Source organism: Bacillus sp. FSL W8-0770 (genome assembly GCF_038008705.1).
In the GTDB taxonomy this organism is placed as follows: domain Bacteria; phylum Bacillota; class Bacilli; order Bacillales; family Bacillaceae_G; genus Bacillus_A; species Bacillus_A cereus.
In genome coordinates this window covers 715,001-733,271 of sequence record NZ_JBBOZR010000001.1, presented here as the reverse complement: position 1 = coordinate 733,271, position 18,271 = coordinate 715,001, and the positions used below count along the sequence as shown (strand labels likewise).

The window sequence follows — 18,271 nt, the reverse complement described above, 5'->3', positions numbered from 1 at the left end:
CATTTACCCTCCATTACTTCAATGTAAGAAATTCTGCAATTGGACCGAGTACTAACATCGGGAAGAATGTTAATGCACCGACAATTACAATTGTTCCGATGAAGATGCCACCAAATAAACTATTATCTGTACGGAACGTTCCGACTGTTTCTGGCACTACCGTTTTTTCTTTCAGCGAAGCTGCCACTGCTAGCATCGTAATTAAACTGAAGTAGCGTCCTAAAAACATAACTAAACCAGTCGTAATATTCCAAAACGGTGTATTATCTCCTAATCCTTCAAATCCAGATCCGTTATTCGCAGCTGACGATGTATATTCATATACAACTTGCGTTAAACCATGAAAACCGGAATGAGAGATAGCATCCGTCCCTAAATTTGTTGAAAGAGCTAATGCCGAAAATCCTAAAATGAGCAATGGATGAAATAAAATCGTGACCGCGATTAATTTCATTTCCTTACCTTCAATCTTTTTACCTAAAAACTCTGGTGTCCGTCCAACCATTAACCCAGATATAAACACCGCGATAATTGCATACATAATAATGTTTACAAAGCCTGCTCCAACGCCGCCATACACTGTATTTAACATCATATTTACAAGTGGAACTAGACCGCCAATTGGTGTTAACGTATCATGCATCGTATTAACAGCCCCAGTTTCAGCAGCTGTCGTTACTGTTGCGTATAGTGAAGAAAATACTGTTCCAAATCGTACTTCTTTCCCTTCTGTACTTCCTTGTACATGTTCGATACTCATTCCATTTAATGCCGGGTTCCCGTTTAGTTCAGATGTCGTAATCGTTATAAACCCTAGTAAAAATACCATAAATAGTGACACGAAAAGGATGCGACCTTGTTTTTTATTTCCTACCATTCGTCCGTACGTAAATGGAAGTGCTGTTGGTAATAACATCATAAGCATCATTTGCAAAATATTACTCATTTGTCCTGGATTTTCAAAAGGATGCGTAGAGTTTGCTCCGAAAAATCCACCGCCGTTATTTCCAAGTTCCTTAATGGAAACAAATGATGCAACTGGTCCACGTAATATACTTTGCTTTGCACCTTCAATCGTTTGTGCTGTAACCGCTCCATCTAACGTTTGCGGTACGCCAAGTGCGACAAAAACTAGTGCCGCAATAAATGCGATAGGAAGAAACACTCTCGTTAACGCTCTCGTAAAATCAACGAAAAAGTTACCAAGTTCTTTTCCAGCAAGTCCTCTTATAAAAGCCATAACGAGCGCCAATGTCGTTGCTGGTGCCGCAAACATTAAAAATGTAATCCCGATTAATTGTGATAAATAGGATAAACCATTTTCACCGCTATAATGCTGTAAGTTTGTATCAGCCATAAAACTAATCGCTGTATTAAAAGCGAGCGTAGGCTCCATCCCTTCAATATGCGCTGGATTTAGCGGCAACACACCTTGTAATCTGAAAATGAAATATACAATAACAATCATAAATCCGTTGAGTAAAACTAATGATAATGCGTACTGTTTCCACGTTTGATTGTATTCTTTTACACCCGTAATTTTAAAAATAAGTTTTTCAAAAGGCCCGAATACTTTATCTAGCATTTTGCTACCTTGAAAAGCTTTTTCTAAATAAATCCCCATTGGCTTTGCTACTAAAATAAACAAGAGCATTGTAATAATGACTGCAACCCAAATCATAATGAATGATTCCCCCCTAATTAAAACTTCTCTGGATTTAATAATGCATACACTAAATACACTGTAATTGCTGCGACAATAACTGATAAGACAATCATCATGATTGCTTTCCTTCTTTCACAACTTTATCTGACCAACTTGCAAGACTTGCCATTGATGCAACTAATAAAATAAAAATCCCGACCATTACAACATCTAACATAGCTATCCCTCGCTTTGTTTTTGTTAAAATTTACCATCTAAATATTAAAAAAGAACACTGAGCTCTACTCAGTGTTCAAAAAATGAACAACAAAAAGTAAACCTCCTCTCTAAACGCTTACGAGGTTAGCTGTCGGATTCGGGCCTAAAGAGTAGCCCTACTTTCAAAACTGAAAGATTCACCCCAAGTGACGATGCACAAAATTGGTTCCCCCGCTCCATTTCTGGAACTCAGCGATTTTAGGTTTTTTTGGAAATTTTATGAATGATTTATGAGAGTAAATATACTCCTCTATATTTCACTTGTAAAGGGGTAAATTACTGAAAATAATAATATTTACATTCATTTAAACGCTTACATTGAAGATTATTACTATTATTTCATCTATTTTCTTTATTTCTCTTCTCTTTTCTTAAAAATGACCTTTTAAATATGAAATAAAAAGAGCGAATGAGATGAAGTGCATAGCTTGTTGCACTCAGCATTCGCTCTTTTTATTCAACCTTTATTCTCCTCGTAAAAATGCACGTAAATTTCTCCCGCGAATATAAACTTGTGTCAATTCTGCATGTAGCTGCTCATACTCGGTAATATCCACCTCTAAATACAAAGCATCTTTTGATGGTAATATAATATACGGCCCTGGAAAAAGGGGATCGATCTGAACCAATTCTTGAACTCGCTCTACCGATACTGCCCAACGATTTGCTATATCTCCAAGTAATAATACCTTCATCATTTCTTCCCCCGCCCTATTCAAAAAATAAAAAAGAAATATTATCACAATTTGTAAACACGACAAACTTAGCTCCAATTGTTTCATAGAGCCTCGCTGGATATCGTTTATTCCTTGTAACAACAGTAATAGGTGCTTGAAAAGAAAAGCGAATGTGTTCTGTGAAAAAACTAACGATTGGAAGCTCATCCCCTAGTAAAATCACCTTCTTAATACACTCACAAATACTAGTAAAGTCCTGCTCCTTACTGCAGCTATAAGTCCAATCAAACCCACAATTCCTAACTTCAGCCGCTATCTCTTCATTTGCTGTAAAAATAATTAACTCATGTTGAAATGATACTAGATCTCTTAAACTATCTACCTTACTTTCTTCTCCAACACAAATAAGTGTTAGTTCCATGTACCTCATCCTCCTTAGTATAAAAGAAATCAAACATAGATTGATATTCCCCTATACTAATCAGATCGATGAAGTGATGTATCCATCATGGCACCGTCCTCTCTCAAGACGCTTACGAAGTTAGCTGTCGGATTCGGACTTTGAGAGTAGCCCTACTTTCAAACTTGAAAGATTCACCCCTAGTGCCTACGCACAAATTGGTTCCTCCGCTCCATATAATTGGACTCAGCGTTTACAAAAAAATGTATTCTGGCTGATATATTACTCCTGTATTTTGAAAAAGTAAACAGAAAAAAAGCCAGTTATAAAACTGGCTTTTCACTTACCTATGCACGCGTTCTATTCACTTTATATGCAAAATGATTCGTCGGTCCATGGCCACTACCAATATTCAATGGCTCTTCAATTGCTATACTAATAAATCGTTTTGCTTCTTGAACAGCATCTTGAATTGAGTATCCTTTCGCAAGTCCTGCTGTAACCGCTGAAGCAAATGTACACCCACTTCCATGCGTTTGCTTTGAAGGAATTCGATCGCTTCTAAACTCAATAAATTCTTCTCCATCAAAGAGGAAATCAATTACTTCATTACCTTGATATTCTGCATGTCCGCCCTTCATAAGCACATATTTAGCACCTAATTCGTGCAATACTTTTGCAGCTTCCTTACTATCTTCAACATTATGAATCTCCATCCCAGTTAACACTTCTGCTTCTGGGACATTCGGTGTTATAACAGTTGCTACTGGTAATAAATATTCTTTTAATGCTTGAACTGCTTCTTGCTGTAATAATGATGCACCGCCTTTTGCAATCATAACGGGATCTAGTACAATATTATTCCAGCCAAACTTTTTAATTTGTTCTGCAACAATTTGAATTATTTCACTACTAAATAACATTCCTAGTTTCACTGCATCTGGTGTTAAATCCGTACCAATTGAATTCAACTGTTCTGTAATACCTTCTAACGGAACAGGATATACCCCCTGAACGCCAAGCGTGTTTTGAGCAGTAATTGCCGTAATAGCCGTCATTCCGTATACACCAAGCTCTTGGAATGTTTTTAAATCTGCCTGAATTCCAGCACCGCCGCCGCTATCAGACCCTGCAATTGTTAAAGCTTTATTCACTTTCATCCCACTCATCCTTTTCTATCCAAAATAGCGATGATAAATCGTTTTTGCTTCGCTTATATCTTTCGTTCCATGTACGAGCACACGGCCATCTTTAAAGGCGACTAACCTCTTGTCTTCAATAGAAAATGATAGTAAATATGGATTTATATTTAAATCATTCACACGACCTTCCAACAACTCTTTATATTGTTCAAAATTCATTTCCTCTTTATGAGGTGGTCTAATTTGAACTGTATTTCGCCCGCATAAAACTGCTGTTTTTGATGTGTTCTCTTTATTTAAATACGGATATAATGCATTCTCTCCGCATGAGGGACAATTATGCTGGCGAAGCTTTTGCACATTCATACATGAATACTCATTCTTCCACATATCAAACGATACAAGCCCATCTCGAAGTGATTCGTAATCTTCTACTAACAGTTTAAGAGCTTCTGTTACTTGATGAGAAACGACAAGAGATACAGCAGGTGATATAATACCCGCTGTATCACATGTTGCCCCGCCAAGCGGAATCGACTGTAATAAACATGATAAACATGGTGTTTTACTAGGAAGGATTGTGTAAGAAAGACCGTAACTACCTACACATGCACCGTAAATCCATGGAATAGAATATTTTTGTGCTATATCATTCACAATAAAGCGTGTTTCAAAATTATCAGTCGCATCAATAATTACATCAACATTTGTAACAAGTTCTTCTAGCTCTTCAGCTGTTACATCTTGAACGAGAGCTTCTATTGTTACATCACTATTAATCTCTTCTAAACGTTTTTTAGCCGCTATAGCTTTTGGAAGATTATTCTTTACGTCGCTCTCTGCATACAATTGTTGTCTTTGTAAATTACTCCAATCTACATAATCACGGTCAACAATTGTTATCTTGCCAACACCTGCTCTTACAAACATCTCTGCATTTGCACTACCTAATGCACCTGCACCGATAATAAGCACATGCTTTTCTCTTATCTTTTGCTGTCCTTCTTCTCCAATTGGAGAAAATAGTTCTTGGCGAGAATATCGATTATTCAACTACGCTCATTCCTTCTAAAGGACTACTTGCCGTTGCACAACGCTTGCGTGCAATACGACCTGCTTCAAATCCTAAACGACCTGCTTCAATACTTAATTTCATTGCTTGTGCCATTTTAATAGGATCTTTTGCTCCTGATACAGCTGTATTTAATAACACGCCATCTGCTCCTAATTCCATTGCAAATGCTGCATCAGCTGGGCTACCAATACCGGCATCAACGATAACTGGTACTGTTGCTTGTTCAATAATGAAGCTCAAATTTAATGGATTTACAATACCAAGTCCTGATCCAATTGGAGATGCTCCTGGCATAATTGCATGCACGCCAAGCTCTTGTAATTTACGTGCTAATACAACATCATCAGATGTATACGGAAGTACGATAAATCCTTCTTCCAGTAACATTTCAGATGCCTTTAACGTTTCTACCGGATCAGGTAATAACGTTCTATCATCACCAATAACTTCTACCTTTATCATGTCACAAAGCCCAGAGGCTTTTGCTAATTTTGCAATACGAACAGCCTCTTCAGCGTTTTTTGCTCCTGCTGTATTTGGTAATAACGTATATTTTTTCACATCAAGTTTCTCTAATAAATTAGGTTGCTTTGCATCAAAGATATCCATACGACGTACTGCAAACGTTAAAATTTCAGCTTCAGAAACGTCAATTGCCTTTTGCTGTACGTCAAAATCAGGGAATTTACCTGTTCCTAATAAAAGTCTAGAATGAAATGAAAATGGTCCAATGTTTAACATAATCAACCGCCTCCTACGAAAGTTACAATCTCAATTTGGTCTCCATCAAAAACAGATGTATCTGTATGATCATCTTTTTGTAAAATATCTTTATTACGCTCTACTACAACAATTCTGTTATCTAACTCTAAATGTGTAAGTAGCTCAGCTACTGTTTTTACACTCGCTGGCACTTCAATTTGGTTACCATTAATTTTTAAATTCAAACTTCCATCCCCTTTCTAAACGCTTCTAGAAAGCAATGAATCTAGCAAATGATTCTCTTGCTTTCCTTCTATTAAATCGGCCATATATTGACCAGAAATAGGACTTAATAAAATACCGTTTCGATAATGGCCCGTGCAAGCATATAAACCTTTTATTTCTTCATGCTCTCCCATATAAGGAGCTTCATGATTCGATTGTGGTCGTAATCCTGCCCACGTGCTTTCCCATTCTGCTTCTTTTAAAGCTGGCAATATTGTATAAGCACGCTCTAATATAGAAGTTATACTTTCTGGCTGCACAGTTTTATTGAACGTATGTGGCTTCATTGTTGCCCCAATTACGTAACGTCCACCGCGCTTTGGAGTAATGTAAAATCTTTCTTGAAAAATAGGTGCTTTTAAAAGTTGTTTTCTACTTCTTACCGCAACCACTTCTCCTTTAACTGGATATGTACCCCAATCACGGTGAAAATAACCTAGTAACTTCGTGCTCCATGAACCACCTGCAATAACGACTTTCTCACATGTGACAATACCTTCACTTGTAATAACTCCAGTCACTTTATTATTTTCAATACGGATATCAAATACTTCTGCCTGTTCATATATATCAGCACCGGAAATTGCCGCAGAATGTGCGAATGCTTTCGTAAGCTCTGGTGCAATAACATGACCGTCTTTCGGATAATATACTGCTCCTATAATAGATTCGGATAGATATGGCTCTTTTTCCCGCACATGGTCTCCCGTTAGAAAATAAGAATCTTCACCTGTTTTCTGCTGCCAATCCATAATGTGAAGAATTCTTTCCTTCTCATCTGCATTTTGAGCAATACGATAAATTCCTTTTTCTTCATATCCAATATCAATACCCGTCTTTTCACGTAAAACTGCTGCAAGTTGTGGAAATATAGCACGGCTTTCTCTAGCAAGGTCAAATAGCGGGTCATATTCATCCCATTCTGCCTGCACCCCAAGTAAACCAGCGGCTGCTTTCGAGGCTTCAGATGCAATCTGTTGCTTCTCTACAATCGCTACTTTATGTCCTCTTTCTGCTAGAAAATGTGCAACTGAACTACCAATTACACCACCGCCAATTATCGCTACATCATACTTCTTACACATGTTTTTCCGCCCACTTTCTTATTGATTCCTTATAAGATTTCGCTTTGCTATACGGGTTACTACTACTTATAATCCCAGACATAACTGCTATACCACTTACACCGTTAGTAAGAACATCCACTGTGTTTTCTGGGGTAATTCCTCCAATTGCTGTAATCGGTATAGATAAACACCTTGCAATGTCTGAAATTTCTTCAAGCCCTCTCGCTGGCACACCTTTTTTACAATCTGTCGGAAATACATGGCCATAAACGAGTGAATCCGCTCCATTTTTAAAAGCTACTATTGCTTCATCTAGCGAATGCACAGAATAACCGACATGCAAATACGAAAACTTTTCTTTCACTGACTTTACATCTGTACTTCGATATCCTAGTTGAACACGAGGTATATTTAATAAAATTGCAATATCAATTCGATCGTTTATGACAATTTTAGAAGCCGGAAAGCCCTCCATTAATAGACTTTCCACACCTTCATATAATTCCTTCGTACTCTTCTCACGCTCACGAATATGCAAATAATCAATCTCACTCTCAATTTGCATCGCTACATTCACTAACTCTTCGAATGGCATATGGCCATTTGAGATTACGTGGAGCTCATTTTTCATATTCATTCGCCTACTTTAAAATATTTTCGAATAGTTCATCGGCTGGGACGGTTTCTTTCGTCATTCCTTTGTCCTTCAGCCACTTATTTTGTTTCTCCCAAGATTCTTTTGAATCTGATAAAAATGGCTCATCTTTCGTTTCCATCTTCTCTAATAAAATTTTCATACTTTCCTTTTCAACTTCTGGCACAAGTGGGAAGTTTTCTTTTTCTTGATGATTTAATAAAATATTCAATGCTTCATCTGGGTTTTTCTTCATGAAATCATAGCCCTTTTTCGTACCACGTAAGAAAGCTTGCAACGCTTCTTTATCTTTTTTCAACGTTTTATCACCTGTTACAAACACAAGCTCATGGTAGTTTGGTACTCCGTAATCAGCTGGATTAAAGTACGCTGGTTCATGGCCTTCATGACGCATAACAGGTACTTCATGGTTAATGTATGCCCCTGTTACCGCATCTACTTTCTTCGTAATTAATGCTGGTACTAAATCAAAGCCAACATCAACTACTTTCACTGTATCAGGATTACCACCAGCTTCTTTCACCATCGTTTTTAAATACATCTCACTTAAAGGTGTTCCAGAGTATCCTACTGTTTTTCCTTCTAAATCTTTCGGTGATCGAATGCCCGCTGATTTCAGTGATACAACATGATTTAATGGTGAACGTACGACAGCTCCAATTGATTTCACTGGAATTTGCTCATTCGCTCTCGCCATAACAACATCTGGCTGATAATACAAGCCAACTGTCACCTTCCCTGCTGCTGCCAGCGTTAATGGATCAGTCGGATTAGAAGGGAATTTAATATTTACCTTTACACCTTCTTCTTTAAAGTATCCTTTTTCAATTGCTGCATAGATAAAGCTATGTACCGCATTTGGATACCAATCTAGCATGACTGTTATTTCTTTCTCTTTTTTACTTTTGTCTGATGCTGAATTACTCGAACATCCTGCAATTATTGCAATTAATAATGTAAACACAAAGATGCGCTTTAAAAATTTCATGAATACTTCCTCCAACTAATGAATTTCTTTTCTAATATGGAAATAATTACGACGAAGAAAATAGCTAATAATGATAACAATACAATAGGTGCAAATACGCCAGCTCCATCTAACTGCGTCATCATTCTCTTACTGAAATATCCAAGCCCAGCTTGTGCACCGAGCCATTCTCCAATTGCTGCTCCGATAACACTAAGCGGAACTGCAATTTTTAAAGCTGAGAAAAAATAAGGAAGAGCAGACGGCAACTTTAATTTAAGAAAAATATCTCTTTTTGTTGCTCCATATGTAACTAAGAGCTCCTCCCATTCTTTTTTCGTACTACGCAGTCCATCATACGTATTGACCGCAATTGGGAAAAACGTAATTAAAACTGTGACAACAACCTTACTCCAAATTGTGTATCCAAACCATAAAACAAATAGCGGAGCAAGCGCAGTAATCGGAATCGTTTGTGAAGCAACTAATAATGGATAAAATGCTCTCTCCATCCATGTACTCGCATTCATTAACATCGCTAGCCCTACACCTAATACGATAGAGATAACAACACCTATTAAAACGACGTATAACGTTGCAGGTAAATGAACTGTAAATAATATGTCTTTTAGTTTCCATATCTTCATTACAATCGCAGAAGGTGACGGTAAAATGTACATCTCATCTACAATTCTTGCTCCTATTTCCCACACAGCTAGTAAAATACTAGAAAGTGTAATAGCAGGAACTAATTCTTTCAATCGGTTCATCACACAAGTACCTGCCTTTGTAACATACTAAGAAGCTCATCTTTCAGCGCTAATACTTCCGGTTTATATAAATCTTTTCGTGTTCTGTTATGATCAAGCGGTACAGTCCGCTCAGTCAAAGTCGTTATCGGCTGCTGTTCCACTACTAAAACTCGGTTTGAAAGAAATAACGCTTCTTCAACATCATGAGTAATGAATAAAATTGTTTTTTCCCACTCTTGCCATTGTTCAAACAACCATTCTTGCAAAGAGGTCTTCGTTAAAGCATCCAACGCACTAAATGGTTCATCTAACAGCAATATTTCCCCGCCTGTTAATAAAGTTCGAATAAAAGATACACGTTGTCTCATACCACCAGATAAATCTTTCGGATATTTTTTCTCATACCCTTGCAAACCAAATTTATGTAACAGTTCCTTTGCCTTTACTTGTGCTTCTTTCTTCTGTACACCTTGGCACTCTAGCGGCAGGGCAGCATTCTCAATAATTGTTCTCCACGGCAAAAGCATATCTTTTTGCGGCATATATCCTACAGGATGGTGCTTTGTTTCTGTCAGTTCTATCTGTCCAGTACTTACCTTTTCTAGACCTGTAATAAGGCGAAATAAAGTACTTTTCCCACATCCACTCGGTCCGATAATACTGACAAACTCTTTCTCATGTATAGAAGCATTTAATTCATGGATGATTGGTTTCTCATCGTAATGAAAAGAAACATTATGAAACTGTAGTATGTTCTTGCTCCTCAAATCCCCACATCTCCTTACGATAGGACATATCCCAGAATAAATATTCAAATCGACTGGAATATAAGAAAATCTCCTCTAATCTTTCTAGTTCTGTCTCAGACTTTCCCACTGCCATTTCATTTAATAAATCTATTAACCAAATACACAGATTACCGTATTCTTCCGAACTATATCCTTGAATCCACTCACCAAAAAACTCATGATCTCTTGCTCCAGGAATATCATTTAAACGCTTTCCAATTTCCCAATAGCTCCACATACATGGAAGAAGCGCTGCTATTAATTCCGCAAGTGTGCCATTTTGAGATACAGACATCATGTAATTTGTATAAGCTAAATTTTTAGCAGATGGTTTCGCAGACTCTATCTCCTCTATAGAAATTCCAAGTCTTTTTGCATATTGTTTATGGATTGTCATTTCGCCATTTAATATTCCATCAATTTGTTCAGCGAACTTTCCCATTACTTGTGGATTCGTTGCTTTTACAACACCAATCGCATATAACTTTGCATAATCTAGCAGATATAAATAATCTTGAATAATATAATACTGGAATTTATCTTTTTCTAACGTGCCATCTCCCATACCCACTACAAACGGATGATTATGACTCATCTCCCAAACCGGTTGCACAGTTTCTAATAATCTATCGCAAAATTTCATTTCTCTATCCCCTTTCAATATAGGTATCTAAATAAAAAACCACTTCTATATATAAGAAGTGGTTACAGCAAATAAAGTTATACATTTATTCGATGTTCCACTTCCCTTCGCTAGTATTACCTAGATCAGGTGTTGTAAGGGTTAAGGATTATTCCTCTCTCAGCAAATCAAGCACCCCTAGTGGTTTCAATATGAAATTTTTAAATAAAAAAGCCCCGTTTCTATACGCAAAGAAACGGGGACTCATTGTTAGTGTCCGAATTGCTTCCCTACGCTAGCATAATCTAGATCAGGTAATAAAAAGGATCAAAGGCTTACGGCCTACTCTCAGCTGGCAACACCAGCTCTCCTAGCAAACTATAAAATTATCACTGTCAGTATAACACCCTAATAAGACATCATCAACTTTTTTAATTTTCTTAATTATCAACATAATATCAAAGTTATACAATACATACATTCTATTTTAGAAAATAAAACCCCAATTAATTGCATAAGAAGGAATCATTATCCTCAAAAAATTTATTTTTATATTGATTTCATATTACATTTATGTGAATACACCCACTATATTATATCTTTATACTATAATAAAATTACAACTATACAACTAGAGGAGGTCTCTATTCCATGAATATGAAAGCTACTGCTTTAACAGCAACTACTGTAGCGATTGCTTCTTTACTTCCTTCTATGGGTGAAACAAATGTACAAAAAGCAAACGCTGAACAATTATCTAATATTAAAACTGGGTATGTCAAAGTCGATCAAGTAGCATTACATACAGAAGATAACGTAAAAAGCACATCAATTGATACAATTCGCTTTAATACAAAAGTGAACATCCTTGAAACAACTAATGAGTGGTATAAAGTATCTGTTCATAATAAAGTAGGTTATGTACAAAAAGATACTATTTTACTAAAAAACAAACTTCATTCTAATGATCAATACATCGTTAATGCTAATGCATTAAACGTTCGCTCTGAACCTAATTTAGAATCTTCCATTTTAGATGTATTACCAAATGGCAAGTTTATTACCGTTCAAGAAGATCAAGGCGAATGGTATAAAATATCGCATAATGGCCAAACAGGTTACGTACAAAAAGCATTCATCTCTAATGGTTCACAACCCTTAGTAAAAGGAATCACCGTTCAAAATAATACAAAATATACTGTTGCAACACCTAATCTAAATGTACGTAGCAACGCTAGTACAAGTAGCGCTCTACTCGGTTCATTACAAAACGGTACACAAGTACAAGTAGTAGAAACTGTAGGAACTTGGTATAAAATTCGTTTTGGCACAGGATACGGATATGTAGCAAAACACTATGTAGTACAAAATCAACCACAAGCTAAAACAGATCAACCTTCATCAATTCCAGCTGCTTTCAAATTCCCTGCTCAAGGAAGAATTAGCTCAACCTTTGATATACGCTGGGAACAAATGCATTATGGTATAGATATTGCCGCTCCAGGAAACGTCTCTATCCAAGCTGCTGCTGCAGGTAAAGTTGTGAAATCTTATTATTCAGCTAGCTATGGCAATGTTGTTTTCATTGCGCATCAAATCAATGGGAAATTATATACAACTGTTTATGCTCATATGAAGGATCGCACTGTACAAGCTGGTGATCAAGTACAAACTGGACAATTAATAGGTCATATGGGAAACACAGGTCATTCATACGGGCAACATCTTCATTTTGAATTACATAATGGAGAATGGAATTTTGAAAAAACAAATGCAGTAAATCCACTGCCATATTTAGTTAGGTAAATTGTATGCCACGCAATATACCTCTTATAATTGAATACGTAGCCTTTTTAGGTTTAATCTGCTGTTTAATCATTTACAATACAAACATTGTATTTTTATCTATTATTATTGCTTTTGTTGCATTAGAAATTATGATGGAATCATTTCAAGTGCAACTAAAACAAAAAATTGCCCATATTTATAATGCTATATTTCTTTTGAGTGCTCTCATAACAAATATAATTAGTAATGGCTTTTATTTATCTACTGTATTTCCAGTATTCTTTATGGCTGTTTTATTATTTGTAGCTAGATATATTAATGTCCCTTATAAACAAAAACAAGAACAAGAAGCTTAGAAAGAGGAGACACTGTGTACCAATCTTTCAAAGATACTCTAATAAAATACATATTGAATTTGTATAAGAAAGCCAATAATTTTTTTGGTATACAAGGAAGTTATACTGAACAACTTCTCCTATATGGAATGTTGTTTCTTGTCTTAATCACTTTCTCCTTGTTTTACTAACAAAAAAGGATCTCACATAAACTGGAGATCCTTTTTAATTTATATTAATTTTTCATATCGAAAATATTGTTTATCCACAAGCATATTTTTCATAAATAAAGCTCAGATTATATTTTTTCTCTAAGCTCATTCGTTGTTCGTCATCGCACCAATAGAAAAGAATATCATGAATCGTTGCGTAACGCTTATTTTTAAGAAATAGCCTAAAGAATGATGGTAAACAATCATGTAATTGTATAAATATATAATTGCGTAGTGTTTCTTCTTTATATTCAATTCCCTTACAAATATACAGTAATTCTTCACAATAATATGCATGCTGTGGAACTTGTATCATTTCGAAAAATGGCACATAAGATAGTAGCTTTCCAATAAAATGACCGTATCGATCCATTACTCCTATCGTCATATGCTCCATCATTTCTTTCATCACATATAAATAATCATCTACATGCGTTGTCTTTAATGGGTCTAAGCGATCGGAAATTTGAGATAATACAGCTCTTTGACATGCTAAAACTGCCTGACTAGGTCCATAATATGATAGGAAATCTGTACACTTACGATATTTCCGTAATAAATCATGTGTATACAAATCATATACAAAAGTATTACAATACATTGCTAAACTCATCATATCACTATTTAATTGCTCTTTTGATAATGATTTCGCTCTCTTGCACATATAAAAGAATGTAAATTCCAATACTTCTTTATGAGATAATAAATGTTTACAATCGGTTATACACTTCTCATTAAATTTAACTCTATCCCAAATTTCAATATCCCTATCTGTCAATTCACCTATACGATATTTAATAATTAAATAATTTAAAGCAACTGATTGCGTCAAAAGATCCCATGTTTCATATTCCAATGAAGTATGAACAAACTCAGCTAATCCTTGCGCTATCATAAAATCATTTGCCTCTTCATACCAACCAATCTCTTGGCATAAGCGAAGGATACGCACTAAAGTTGGAATTTCATCTTTATGAAACTGCGGTAATTTCTTTGCTTTATTCATGCCATATACGATAAATGCCGCTAAATTTTCTTCTTTATAAAATTCTTTTTCTTTCCATACTAATATAGTTCGTTCTTTCCCCTGACCTTTTGGGTGACAAGGTACAAGCAAAGAAAATAATTCAGCGAAATTATTTGGTTCTATATATGTATCTGTAACCAAATTCCAATTTGGATCGCCCTGTACAGCCTTCATATAATTCCCCTTCCCTTTTCATCTATGTAGGAAATATTAATTTATTATCGCACCACTAAAAATTAATATTGTTATATTCAAAATCCCTCATAATACTTATATCTATCAGTATATCATCTTTTCTCTTATTAAAAATGAAGAATAACAAATTAAAAAAAACTGTCGAAATTATTAACCGTATCCTTATTATATAATGTCTCAGATACATCACGCTAACATATTAGTTTAATCCATATATACTAGAATAATGTATCTGAACTTTATATATAATTTAGCTCTTTATGAGTGACCATTAGACTCTCGGTTAATAAAAGTTTCAATTTACTCTGTATGCTCTGAGATTTCGCTCAAGGCAAATCCAGCTTGATCATCTGCTGATTCCCTTATAGCTAAATCTCCTAGTGCTAACATGCCAATAAGTTGACCACTATCAACTACTGGTAATCGTCTAATTTGATGCTGTGCCATTAGCTCTGTAGCTTTTTCAATAGAATCATTTGGAGAAACTGAGATAATATTTGTTGTCATTACATTTGTAATTTTATTAGATCCAGGATGTTTTTCAGCAATCCCTCGAACGACTAAATCACGATCAGTAACAAGCCCAACAACTTGCTCATTTTCAACAACAGGAATTAATCCAACTGATTCTTCCTTCATTTTAACAGCTGCCTCATATACATTGTCTAGCGGTGTACAATGTACAATATGGGTACTCATTAAGTCTCTAACTCGTGTCATTATTTATTTCCTCCTTTTTATACATACCATAGCTTTTCCAAAATTCCTTTATTTATTTCTGGAAAGTAACGTAATAAAAAGGATTAACAAAATAAAAAAGAGCCAGCATAATGCTGACTCTTTTTTGTATGACCCGTACGGGATTCGAACCCGTGTTACCGCCGTGAAAGGGCGGTGTCTTAACCACTTGACCAACGGGCCATGGCTCCGCAGGTAGGACTCGAACCTACGACCGATCGGTTAACAGCCGATAGCTCTACCACTGAGCTACTGCGGAATAATATATGGTGGGCCTAAATGGACTCGAACCATCGACCTCACGCTTATCAGGCGTGCGCTCTAACCAGCTGAGCTATAGGCCCATATACTTTACAGGGGCAGTAGGAATCGAACCCACACTGGAGGTTTTGGAGACCTCAGTTCTACCTTTAAACTATGCCCCTAAATGATGCCGGCTAGAGGACTTGAACCCCCAACCTACTGATTACAAGTCAGTTGCTCTACCAATTGAGCTAAGCCGGCATAAAAAAATGGTGGCTCGGGACGGAATCGAACCGCCGACACGAGGATTTTCAGTCCTCTGCTCTACCGACTGAGCTACCGAGCCAACATAAATGGCGGTCCCGACCGGGGTCGAACCGGCGATCTCCTGCGTGACAGGCAGGCATGTTAACCACTACACCACGGGACCATTTGGTTGCGGGGACAGGATTTGAACCTGCGACCTTCGGGTTATGAGCCCGACGAGCTACCGTGCTGCTCCACCCCGCGACAATATAAAGTTTTAAAAAATGGAGGAGGTAGAGGGATTCGAACCCCCGCGCGACTCTCGCCGCCTGTCGGTTTTCAAGACCGATCCCTTCAGCCGAACTTGGGTATACCTCCATGAAGGAAAAAATAAATATTTTATTATTATATGTCTAAACCATTAAAGAAAAAATGGAGGAGGTAGAGGGATTCGAACCCCCGCGCGATTCTCACCGCCTGTCGGTTTTCAAGACCGATCCCTTCAGCCGAACTTGGGTATACCTCCGAGACATATATTAAATAAAGTGGAGCCTAGCGGGATCGAACCGCTGACCTCCTGCGTGCAAGGCAGGCGCTCTCCCAGCTGAGCTAAGGCCCCATGTTTTTTGGGAATATCGGGAAGACAGGATTTGAACCTGCGACCCCCTGGTCCCAAACCAGGTGCTCTACCAAGCTGAGCCACTTCCCGTTAATAAAAGCGCGCCCGAGAGGAGTCGAACCCCTAACCTCTTGATCCGTAGTCAAACGCTCTATCCAATTGAGCTACGGGCGCATATGGTGCCGAGGGCGGGGGTCGAACCCGCACGGTGGTCACCCACCGCAGGATTTTAAGTCCTGTGCGTCTGCCTGTTCCGCCACCCCGGCATGTCATATTGAAAATTGGAGCGGAAGACGGGATTCGAACCCGCGACCCCAACCTTGGCAAGGTTGTATTCTACCACTGAACTACTTCCGCAAGACATGTATGAGTTATTTTATTAAAAGTGCGGGTGAAGGGAGTCGAACCCCCACGCCAAAGGCGCTAGATCCTAAGTCTAGTGCGTCTGCCAATTCCGCCACACCCGCATATTTCATTAAAATGGTGAGCCATGAAGGACTCGAACCTTCGACCCTCTGATTAAAAGTCAGATGCTCTACCAACTGAGCTAATGGCTCTTAATGGCTGGGCTAGCTGGATTCGAACCAGCGCATGACGGAGTCAAAGTCCGTTGCCTTACCGCTTGGCTATAGCCCATTAATTAAGAATGGTGGAGGGGGGCAGATTCGAACTGCCGAACCCGAAGGAGCGGATTTACAGTCCGCCGCGTTTAGCCACTTCGCTACCCCTCCGACATATATGGTGGAGGATGACGGGATCGAACCGCCGACCCCCTGCTTGTAAGGCAGGTGCTCTCCCAGCTGAGCTAATCCTCCATTTTGCCTGGCAACGTCCTACTCTCACAGGGACAAGGTCCCAACTACCATCGGCGCTAGAGAGCTTAACTTCCGTGTTCGGTATGGGAACGGGTGTGACCTCTCTGCCATCATTACCAGACTGTATTCATTTAAGACAAGAATCATTTTAACTTATTTAACTTTTAAAGTCAACAAGTTTTTTATATTCTTTCAAAACTAGATAACATTGCTTCATATTATATGGTTAAGTCCTCGATCTATTAGTATTCGTCAGCTCCACATGTCACCATGCTTCCACCTCGAACCTATCAACCTGATCATCTTTCAGGGATCTTACTAGCTTACGCTATGGGAAATCTCATCTTGAGGGGGGCTTCATGCTTAGATGCTTTCAGCACTTATCCCTTCCGCACATAGCTACCCAGCTATGCCCTTGGCAGAACAACTGGTACACCAGCGGTGCGTCCATCCCGGTCCTCTCGTACTAAGGACAGCTCCTCTCAAATTTCCTACGCCCACGACGGATAGGGACCGAACTGTCTCACGACGTTCTGAACCCAGCTCGCGTACCGCTTTAATGGGCGAACAGCCCAACCCTTGGGACCGACTACAGCCCCAGGATGCGATGAGCCGACATCGAGGTGCCAAACCTCCCCGTCGATGTGGACTCTTGGGGGAGATAAGCCTGTTATCCCCGGGGTAGCTTTTATCCGTTGAGCGATGGCCCTTCCATGCGGAACCACCGGATCACTAAGCCCGACTTTCGTCCCTGCTCGACTTGTAGGTCTCGCAGTCAAGCTCCCTTATGCCTTTGCACTCTACGAATGATTTCCAACCATTCTGAGGGAACCTTTGGGCGCCTCCGTTACACTTTAGGAGGCGACCGCCCCAGTCAAACTGCCCACCTGACACTGTCTCCCGGGTCGATAAGACCCGTAGGTTAGAATTTCAATACAGTCAGGGCGGTATCCCACCAGCGCCTCCACCGAAGCTAGCGCTCCGGTTTCAATGGCTC

Annotated in this window: 19 protein-coding genes, 20 tRNA genes, 2 rRNA genes and 4 riboswitches (1 of these 45 only partly in view); of the genes, 2 read left to right on the top strand and 39 right to left on the bottom strand. The window is 38.2% G+C overall.

All coding sequences use genetic code 11. The features are described 5' to 3' along the window. Nucleotides 1-13 precede the first annotated feature (13 nt). The 15 genes from kdpA to tenA form a co-directional block, all read right to left on the bottom strand. Nucleotides 14-1,681: a potassium-transporting ATPase subunit KdpA gene (gene kdpA, locus NST27_RS03800; RefSeq protein WP_000638319.1), complete on the bottom strand. Its 1,668-nt coding sequence runs from the start codon at nt 1,679-1,681 to the stop codon at nt 14-16. A 20-nt stretch (nt 1,682-1,701) separates the two neighbouring features. Next, entirely contained in the window at nt 1,702-1,779 is a 78-nt protein-coding gene (gene kdpF, locus NST27_RS03795) for a K(+)-transporting ATPase subunit F (protein WP_223153441.1), read from the bottom strand. Next, complete coding sequence (locus NST27_RS03790; RefSeq protein ID WP_000887894.1) at nt 1,779-1,883, bottom strand: SipW-dependent-type signal peptide-containing protein; 105 nt, start codon at nt 1,881-1,883, stop codon at nt 1,779-1,781. Before NST27_RS03790 ends, kdpF begins: the two co-directional genes overlap by 1 nt. 100 nt (nt 1,884-1,983) lie before the next feature. Further along, nucleotides 1,984-2,129: riboswitch (cyclic di-AMP (ydaO/yuaA leader) on the bottom strand. A 259-nt stretch (nt 2,130-2,388) separates the two neighbouring features. Further along, a complete protein-coding gene (locus tag NST27_RS03785) occupies nt 2,389-2,622 on the bottom strand; it encodes a hypothetical protein (protein WP_001985933.1) in 234 nt (77 codons plus the stop codon). Nucleotides 2,623-2,635: 13 nt separating this feature from the next. Then, nucleotides 2,636-3,022 carry a hypothetical protein gene (locus NST27_RS03780; RefSeq protein WP_000424067.1) on the bottom strand — a complete coding sequence of 129 codons (387 nt, stop codon included), beginning with the start codon at nt 3,020-3,022 and terminating at the stop codon, nt 2,636-2,638. Between the two features lie 93 nt (nt 3,023-3,115). Beyond that, nucleotides 3,116-3,263, bottom strand: a riboswitch (cyclic di-AMP (ydaO/yuaA leader). An 85-nt stretch (nt 3,264-3,348) separates the two neighbouring features. After that, entirely contained in the window at nt 3,349-4,161 is an 813-nt protein-coding gene (thiD, locus tag NST27_RS03775) for a bifunctional hydroxymethylpyrimidine kinase/phosphomethylpyrimidine kinase (RefSeq protein WP_000867376.1), read from the bottom strand. Between the two features lie 15 nt (nt 4,162-4,176). Then, on the bottom strand, nt 4,177-5,196 hold the full coding sequence (gene thiF / locus NST27_RS03770; RefSeq protein ID WP_001065422.1) for a thiazole biosynthesis adenylyltransferase ThiF: 1,020 nt from the start codon (nt 5,194-5,196) through the stop codon (nt 4,177-4,179). After that, a complete protein-coding gene (gene thiG / locus NST27_RS03765; protein ID WP_000931981.1) occupies nt 5,189-5,959 on the bottom strand; it encodes a thiazole synthase in 771 nt (256 codons plus the stop codon). Before thiG ends, thiF begins: the two co-directional genes overlap by 8 nt. 2 nt (nt 5,960-5,961) lie before the next feature. Continuing rightward, on the bottom strand, nt 5,962-6,165 hold the full coding sequence (gene thiS, locus NST27_RS03760; RefSeq protein WP_001049502.1) for a sulfur carrier protein ThiS: 204 nt from the start codon (nt 6,163-6,165) through the stop codon (nt 5,962-5,964). A gap of 15 nt (nt 6,166-6,180) precedes the next feature. Continuing rightward, a complete protein-coding gene (gene thiO / locus NST27_RS03755) occupies nt 6,181-7,290 on the bottom strand; it encodes a glycine oxidase ThiO (RefSeq protein WP_000335182.1) in 1,110 nt (369 codons plus the stop codon). Further along, nucleotides 7,283-7,903, bottom strand: a complete 621-nt coding sequence (tenI, locus tag NST27_RS03750) for a thiazole tautomerase TenI (RefSeq protein WP_000787169.1) — start codon at nt 7,901-7,903, stop codon at nt 7,283-7,285. The genes thiO and tenI overlap by 8 nt, the downstream gene beginning before the upstream one ends. A 10-nt stretch (nt 7,904-7,913) precedes the next feature. Next, nucleotides 7,914-8,915 (bottom strand): ABC transporter substrate-binding protein, encoded by a 1,002-nt coding sequence (locus NST27_RS03745; RefSeq protein WP_000670418.1) that lies wholly within the window; start codon nt 8,913-8,915, stop codon nt 7,914-7,916. Next, a complete protein-coding gene (locus NST27_RS03740) occupies nt 8,912-9,664 on the bottom strand; it encodes an ABC transporter permease (protein WP_001080856.1) in 753 nt (250 codons plus the stop codon). Before NST27_RS03740 ends, NST27_RS03745 begins: the two co-directional genes overlap by 4 nt. Continuing rightward, nucleotides 9,664-10,413: an ABC transporter ATP-binding protein gene (locus NST27_RS03735; protein WP_001256793.1), complete on the bottom strand. Its 750-nt coding sequence runs from the start codon at nt 10,411-10,413 to the stop codon at nt 9,664-9,666. Before NST27_RS03735 ends, NST27_RS03740 begins: the two co-directional genes overlap by 1 nt. Then, complete coding sequence (tenA, locus tag NST27_RS03730) at nt 10,382-11,077, bottom strand: thiaminase II (RefSeq protein ID WP_000666828.1); 696 nt, start codon at nt 11,075-11,077, stop codon at nt 10,382-10,384. Before tenA ends, NST27_RS03735 begins: the two co-directional genes overlap by 32 nt. 85 nt (nt 11,078-11,162) lie before the next feature. Further along, nucleotides 11,163-11,266: riboswitch (TPP riboswitch) on the bottom strand. 60 nt (nt 11,267-11,326) lie between these two features. Continuing rightward, nucleotides 11,327-11,438: riboswitch (TPP riboswitch) on the bottom strand. 269 nt (nt 11,439-11,707) lie between these two features. On the opposite strand from tenA, the gene NST27_RS03725 reads away from it, so the two are divergent. After that, nucleotides 11,708-12,862, top strand: a complete 1,155-nt coding sequence (locus NST27_RS03725) for an SH3 domain-containing protein (protein ID WP_001056034.1) — start codon at nt 11,708-11,710, stop codon at nt 12,860-12,862. Nucleotides 12,863-12,867: 5 nt separating this feature from the next. Beyond that, nucleotides 12,868-13,200 (top strand): hypothetical protein, encoded by a 333-nt coding sequence (locus NST27_RS03720; RefSeq protein ID WP_001137821.1) that lies wholly within the window; start codon nt 12,868-12,870, stop codon nt 13,198-13,200. 240 nt (nt 13,201-13,440) lie between these two features. Here the strand turns inward: NST27_RS03720 and NST27_RS03715 are convergent, their stop codons facing one another. From NST27_RS03715 to NST27_RS03600, 24 genes are all read right to left on the bottom strand, one after another. Then, nucleotides 13,441-14,592, bottom strand: coding sequence for a DUF3965 domain-containing protein (locus NST27_RS03715; protein ID WP_000648920.1), 1,152 nt, complete (start codon nt 14,590-14,592; stop codon nt 13,441-13,443). Between the two features lie 321 nt (nt 14,593-14,913). After that, on the bottom strand, nt 14,914-15,333 hold the full coding sequence (locus NST27_RS03710; protein ID WP_000199010.1) for a CBS domain-containing protein: 420 nt from the start codon (nt 15,331-15,333) through the stop codon (nt 14,914-14,916). A gap of 129 nt (nt 15,334-15,462) precedes the next feature. Beyond that, nucleotides 15,463-15,534 (bottom strand) — tRNA-Glu (locus NST27_RS03705). Nucleotide 15,535: 1 nt separating this feature from the next. Next, nucleotides 15,536-15,610, bottom strand: a tRNA-Asn gene (locus NST27_RS03700). Nucleotides 15,611-15,618: 8 nt separating this feature from the next. Next, nucleotides 15,619-15,695: transfer RNA gene (locus NST27_RS03695), tRNA-Ile, on the bottom strand. A 10-nt stretch (nt 15,696-15,705) separates the two neighbouring features. Beyond that, a tRNA-Trp gene (locus NST27_RS03690) sits at nt 15,706-15,776 on the bottom strand. 6 nt (nt 15,777-15,782) lie between these two features. Then, nucleotides 15,783-15,855 (bottom strand) — tRNA-Thr (locus NST27_RS03685). Nucleotides 15,856-15,864: 9 nt separating this feature from the next. Then, a tRNA-Phe gene (locus NST27_RS03680) sits at nt 15,865-15,940 on the bottom strand. A gap of 8 nt (nt 15,941-15,948) precedes the next feature. After that, nucleotides 15,949-16,024: transfer RNA gene (locus tag NST27_RS03675), tRNA-Asp, on the bottom strand. A gap of 3 nt (nt 16,025-16,027) precedes the next feature. Then, a tRNA-Met gene (locus NST27_RS03670) sits at nt 16,028-16,104 on the bottom strand. A 21-nt stretch (nt 16,105-16,125) separates the two neighbouring features. Further along, nucleotides 16,126-16,218: transfer RNA gene (locus NST27_RS03665), tRNA-Ser, on the bottom strand. A 55-nt stretch (nt 16,219-16,273) separates the two neighbouring features. After that, nucleotides 16,274-16,366: transfer RNA gene (locus tag NST27_RS03660), tRNA-Ser, on the bottom strand. A gap of 20 nt (nt 16,367-16,386) precedes the next feature. After that, nucleotides 16,387-16,459: transfer RNA gene (locus tag NST27_RS03655), tRNA-Ala, on the bottom strand. Between the two features lie 16 nt (nt 16,460-16,475). Further along, nucleotides 16,476-16,549, bottom strand: a tRNA-Pro gene (locus NST27_RS03650). Nucleotides 16,550-16,559: 10 nt separating this feature from the next. Continuing rightward, nucleotides 16,560-16,633: transfer RNA gene (locus NST27_RS03645), tRNA-Arg, on the bottom strand. 3 nt (nt 16,634-16,636) lie between these two features. Beyond that, nucleotides 16,637-16,725: transfer RNA gene (locus NST27_RS03640), tRNA-Leu, on the bottom strand. Between the two features lie 16 nt (nt 16,726-16,741). Then, nucleotides 16,742-16,816: transfer RNA gene (locus NST27_RS03635), tRNA-Gly, on the bottom strand. Nucleotides 16,817-16,845: 29 nt separating this feature from the next. Beyond that, nucleotides 16,846-16,926 (bottom strand) — tRNA-Leu (locus NST27_RS03630). A 14-nt stretch (nt 16,927-16,940) separates the two neighbouring features. After that, a tRNA-Lys gene (locus NST27_RS03625) sits at nt 16,941-17,016 on the bottom strand. A gap of 4 nt (nt 17,017-17,020) precedes the next feature. Next, a tRNA-Gln gene (locus NST27_RS03620) sits at nt 17,021-17,095 on the bottom strand. An 11-nt stretch (nt 17,096-17,106) separates the two neighbouring features. Continuing rightward, nucleotides 17,107-17,190 (bottom strand) — tRNA-Tyr (locus NST27_RS03615). A gap of 8 nt (nt 17,191-17,198) precedes the next feature. Beyond that, nucleotides 17,199-17,274: transfer RNA gene (locus NST27_RS03610), tRNA-Val, on the bottom strand. Nucleotides 17,275-17,279: 5 nt separating this feature from the next. Next, nucleotides 17,280-17,395 (bottom strand): 5S ribosomal RNA (rrf, locus tag NST27_RS03605). Nucleotides 17,396-17,496: 101 nt separating this feature from the next. Next, a 23S ribosomal RNA gene (locus tag NST27_RS03600) occupies nt 17,497-18,271 on the bottom strand; it runs 2,147 nt beyond the window's last position.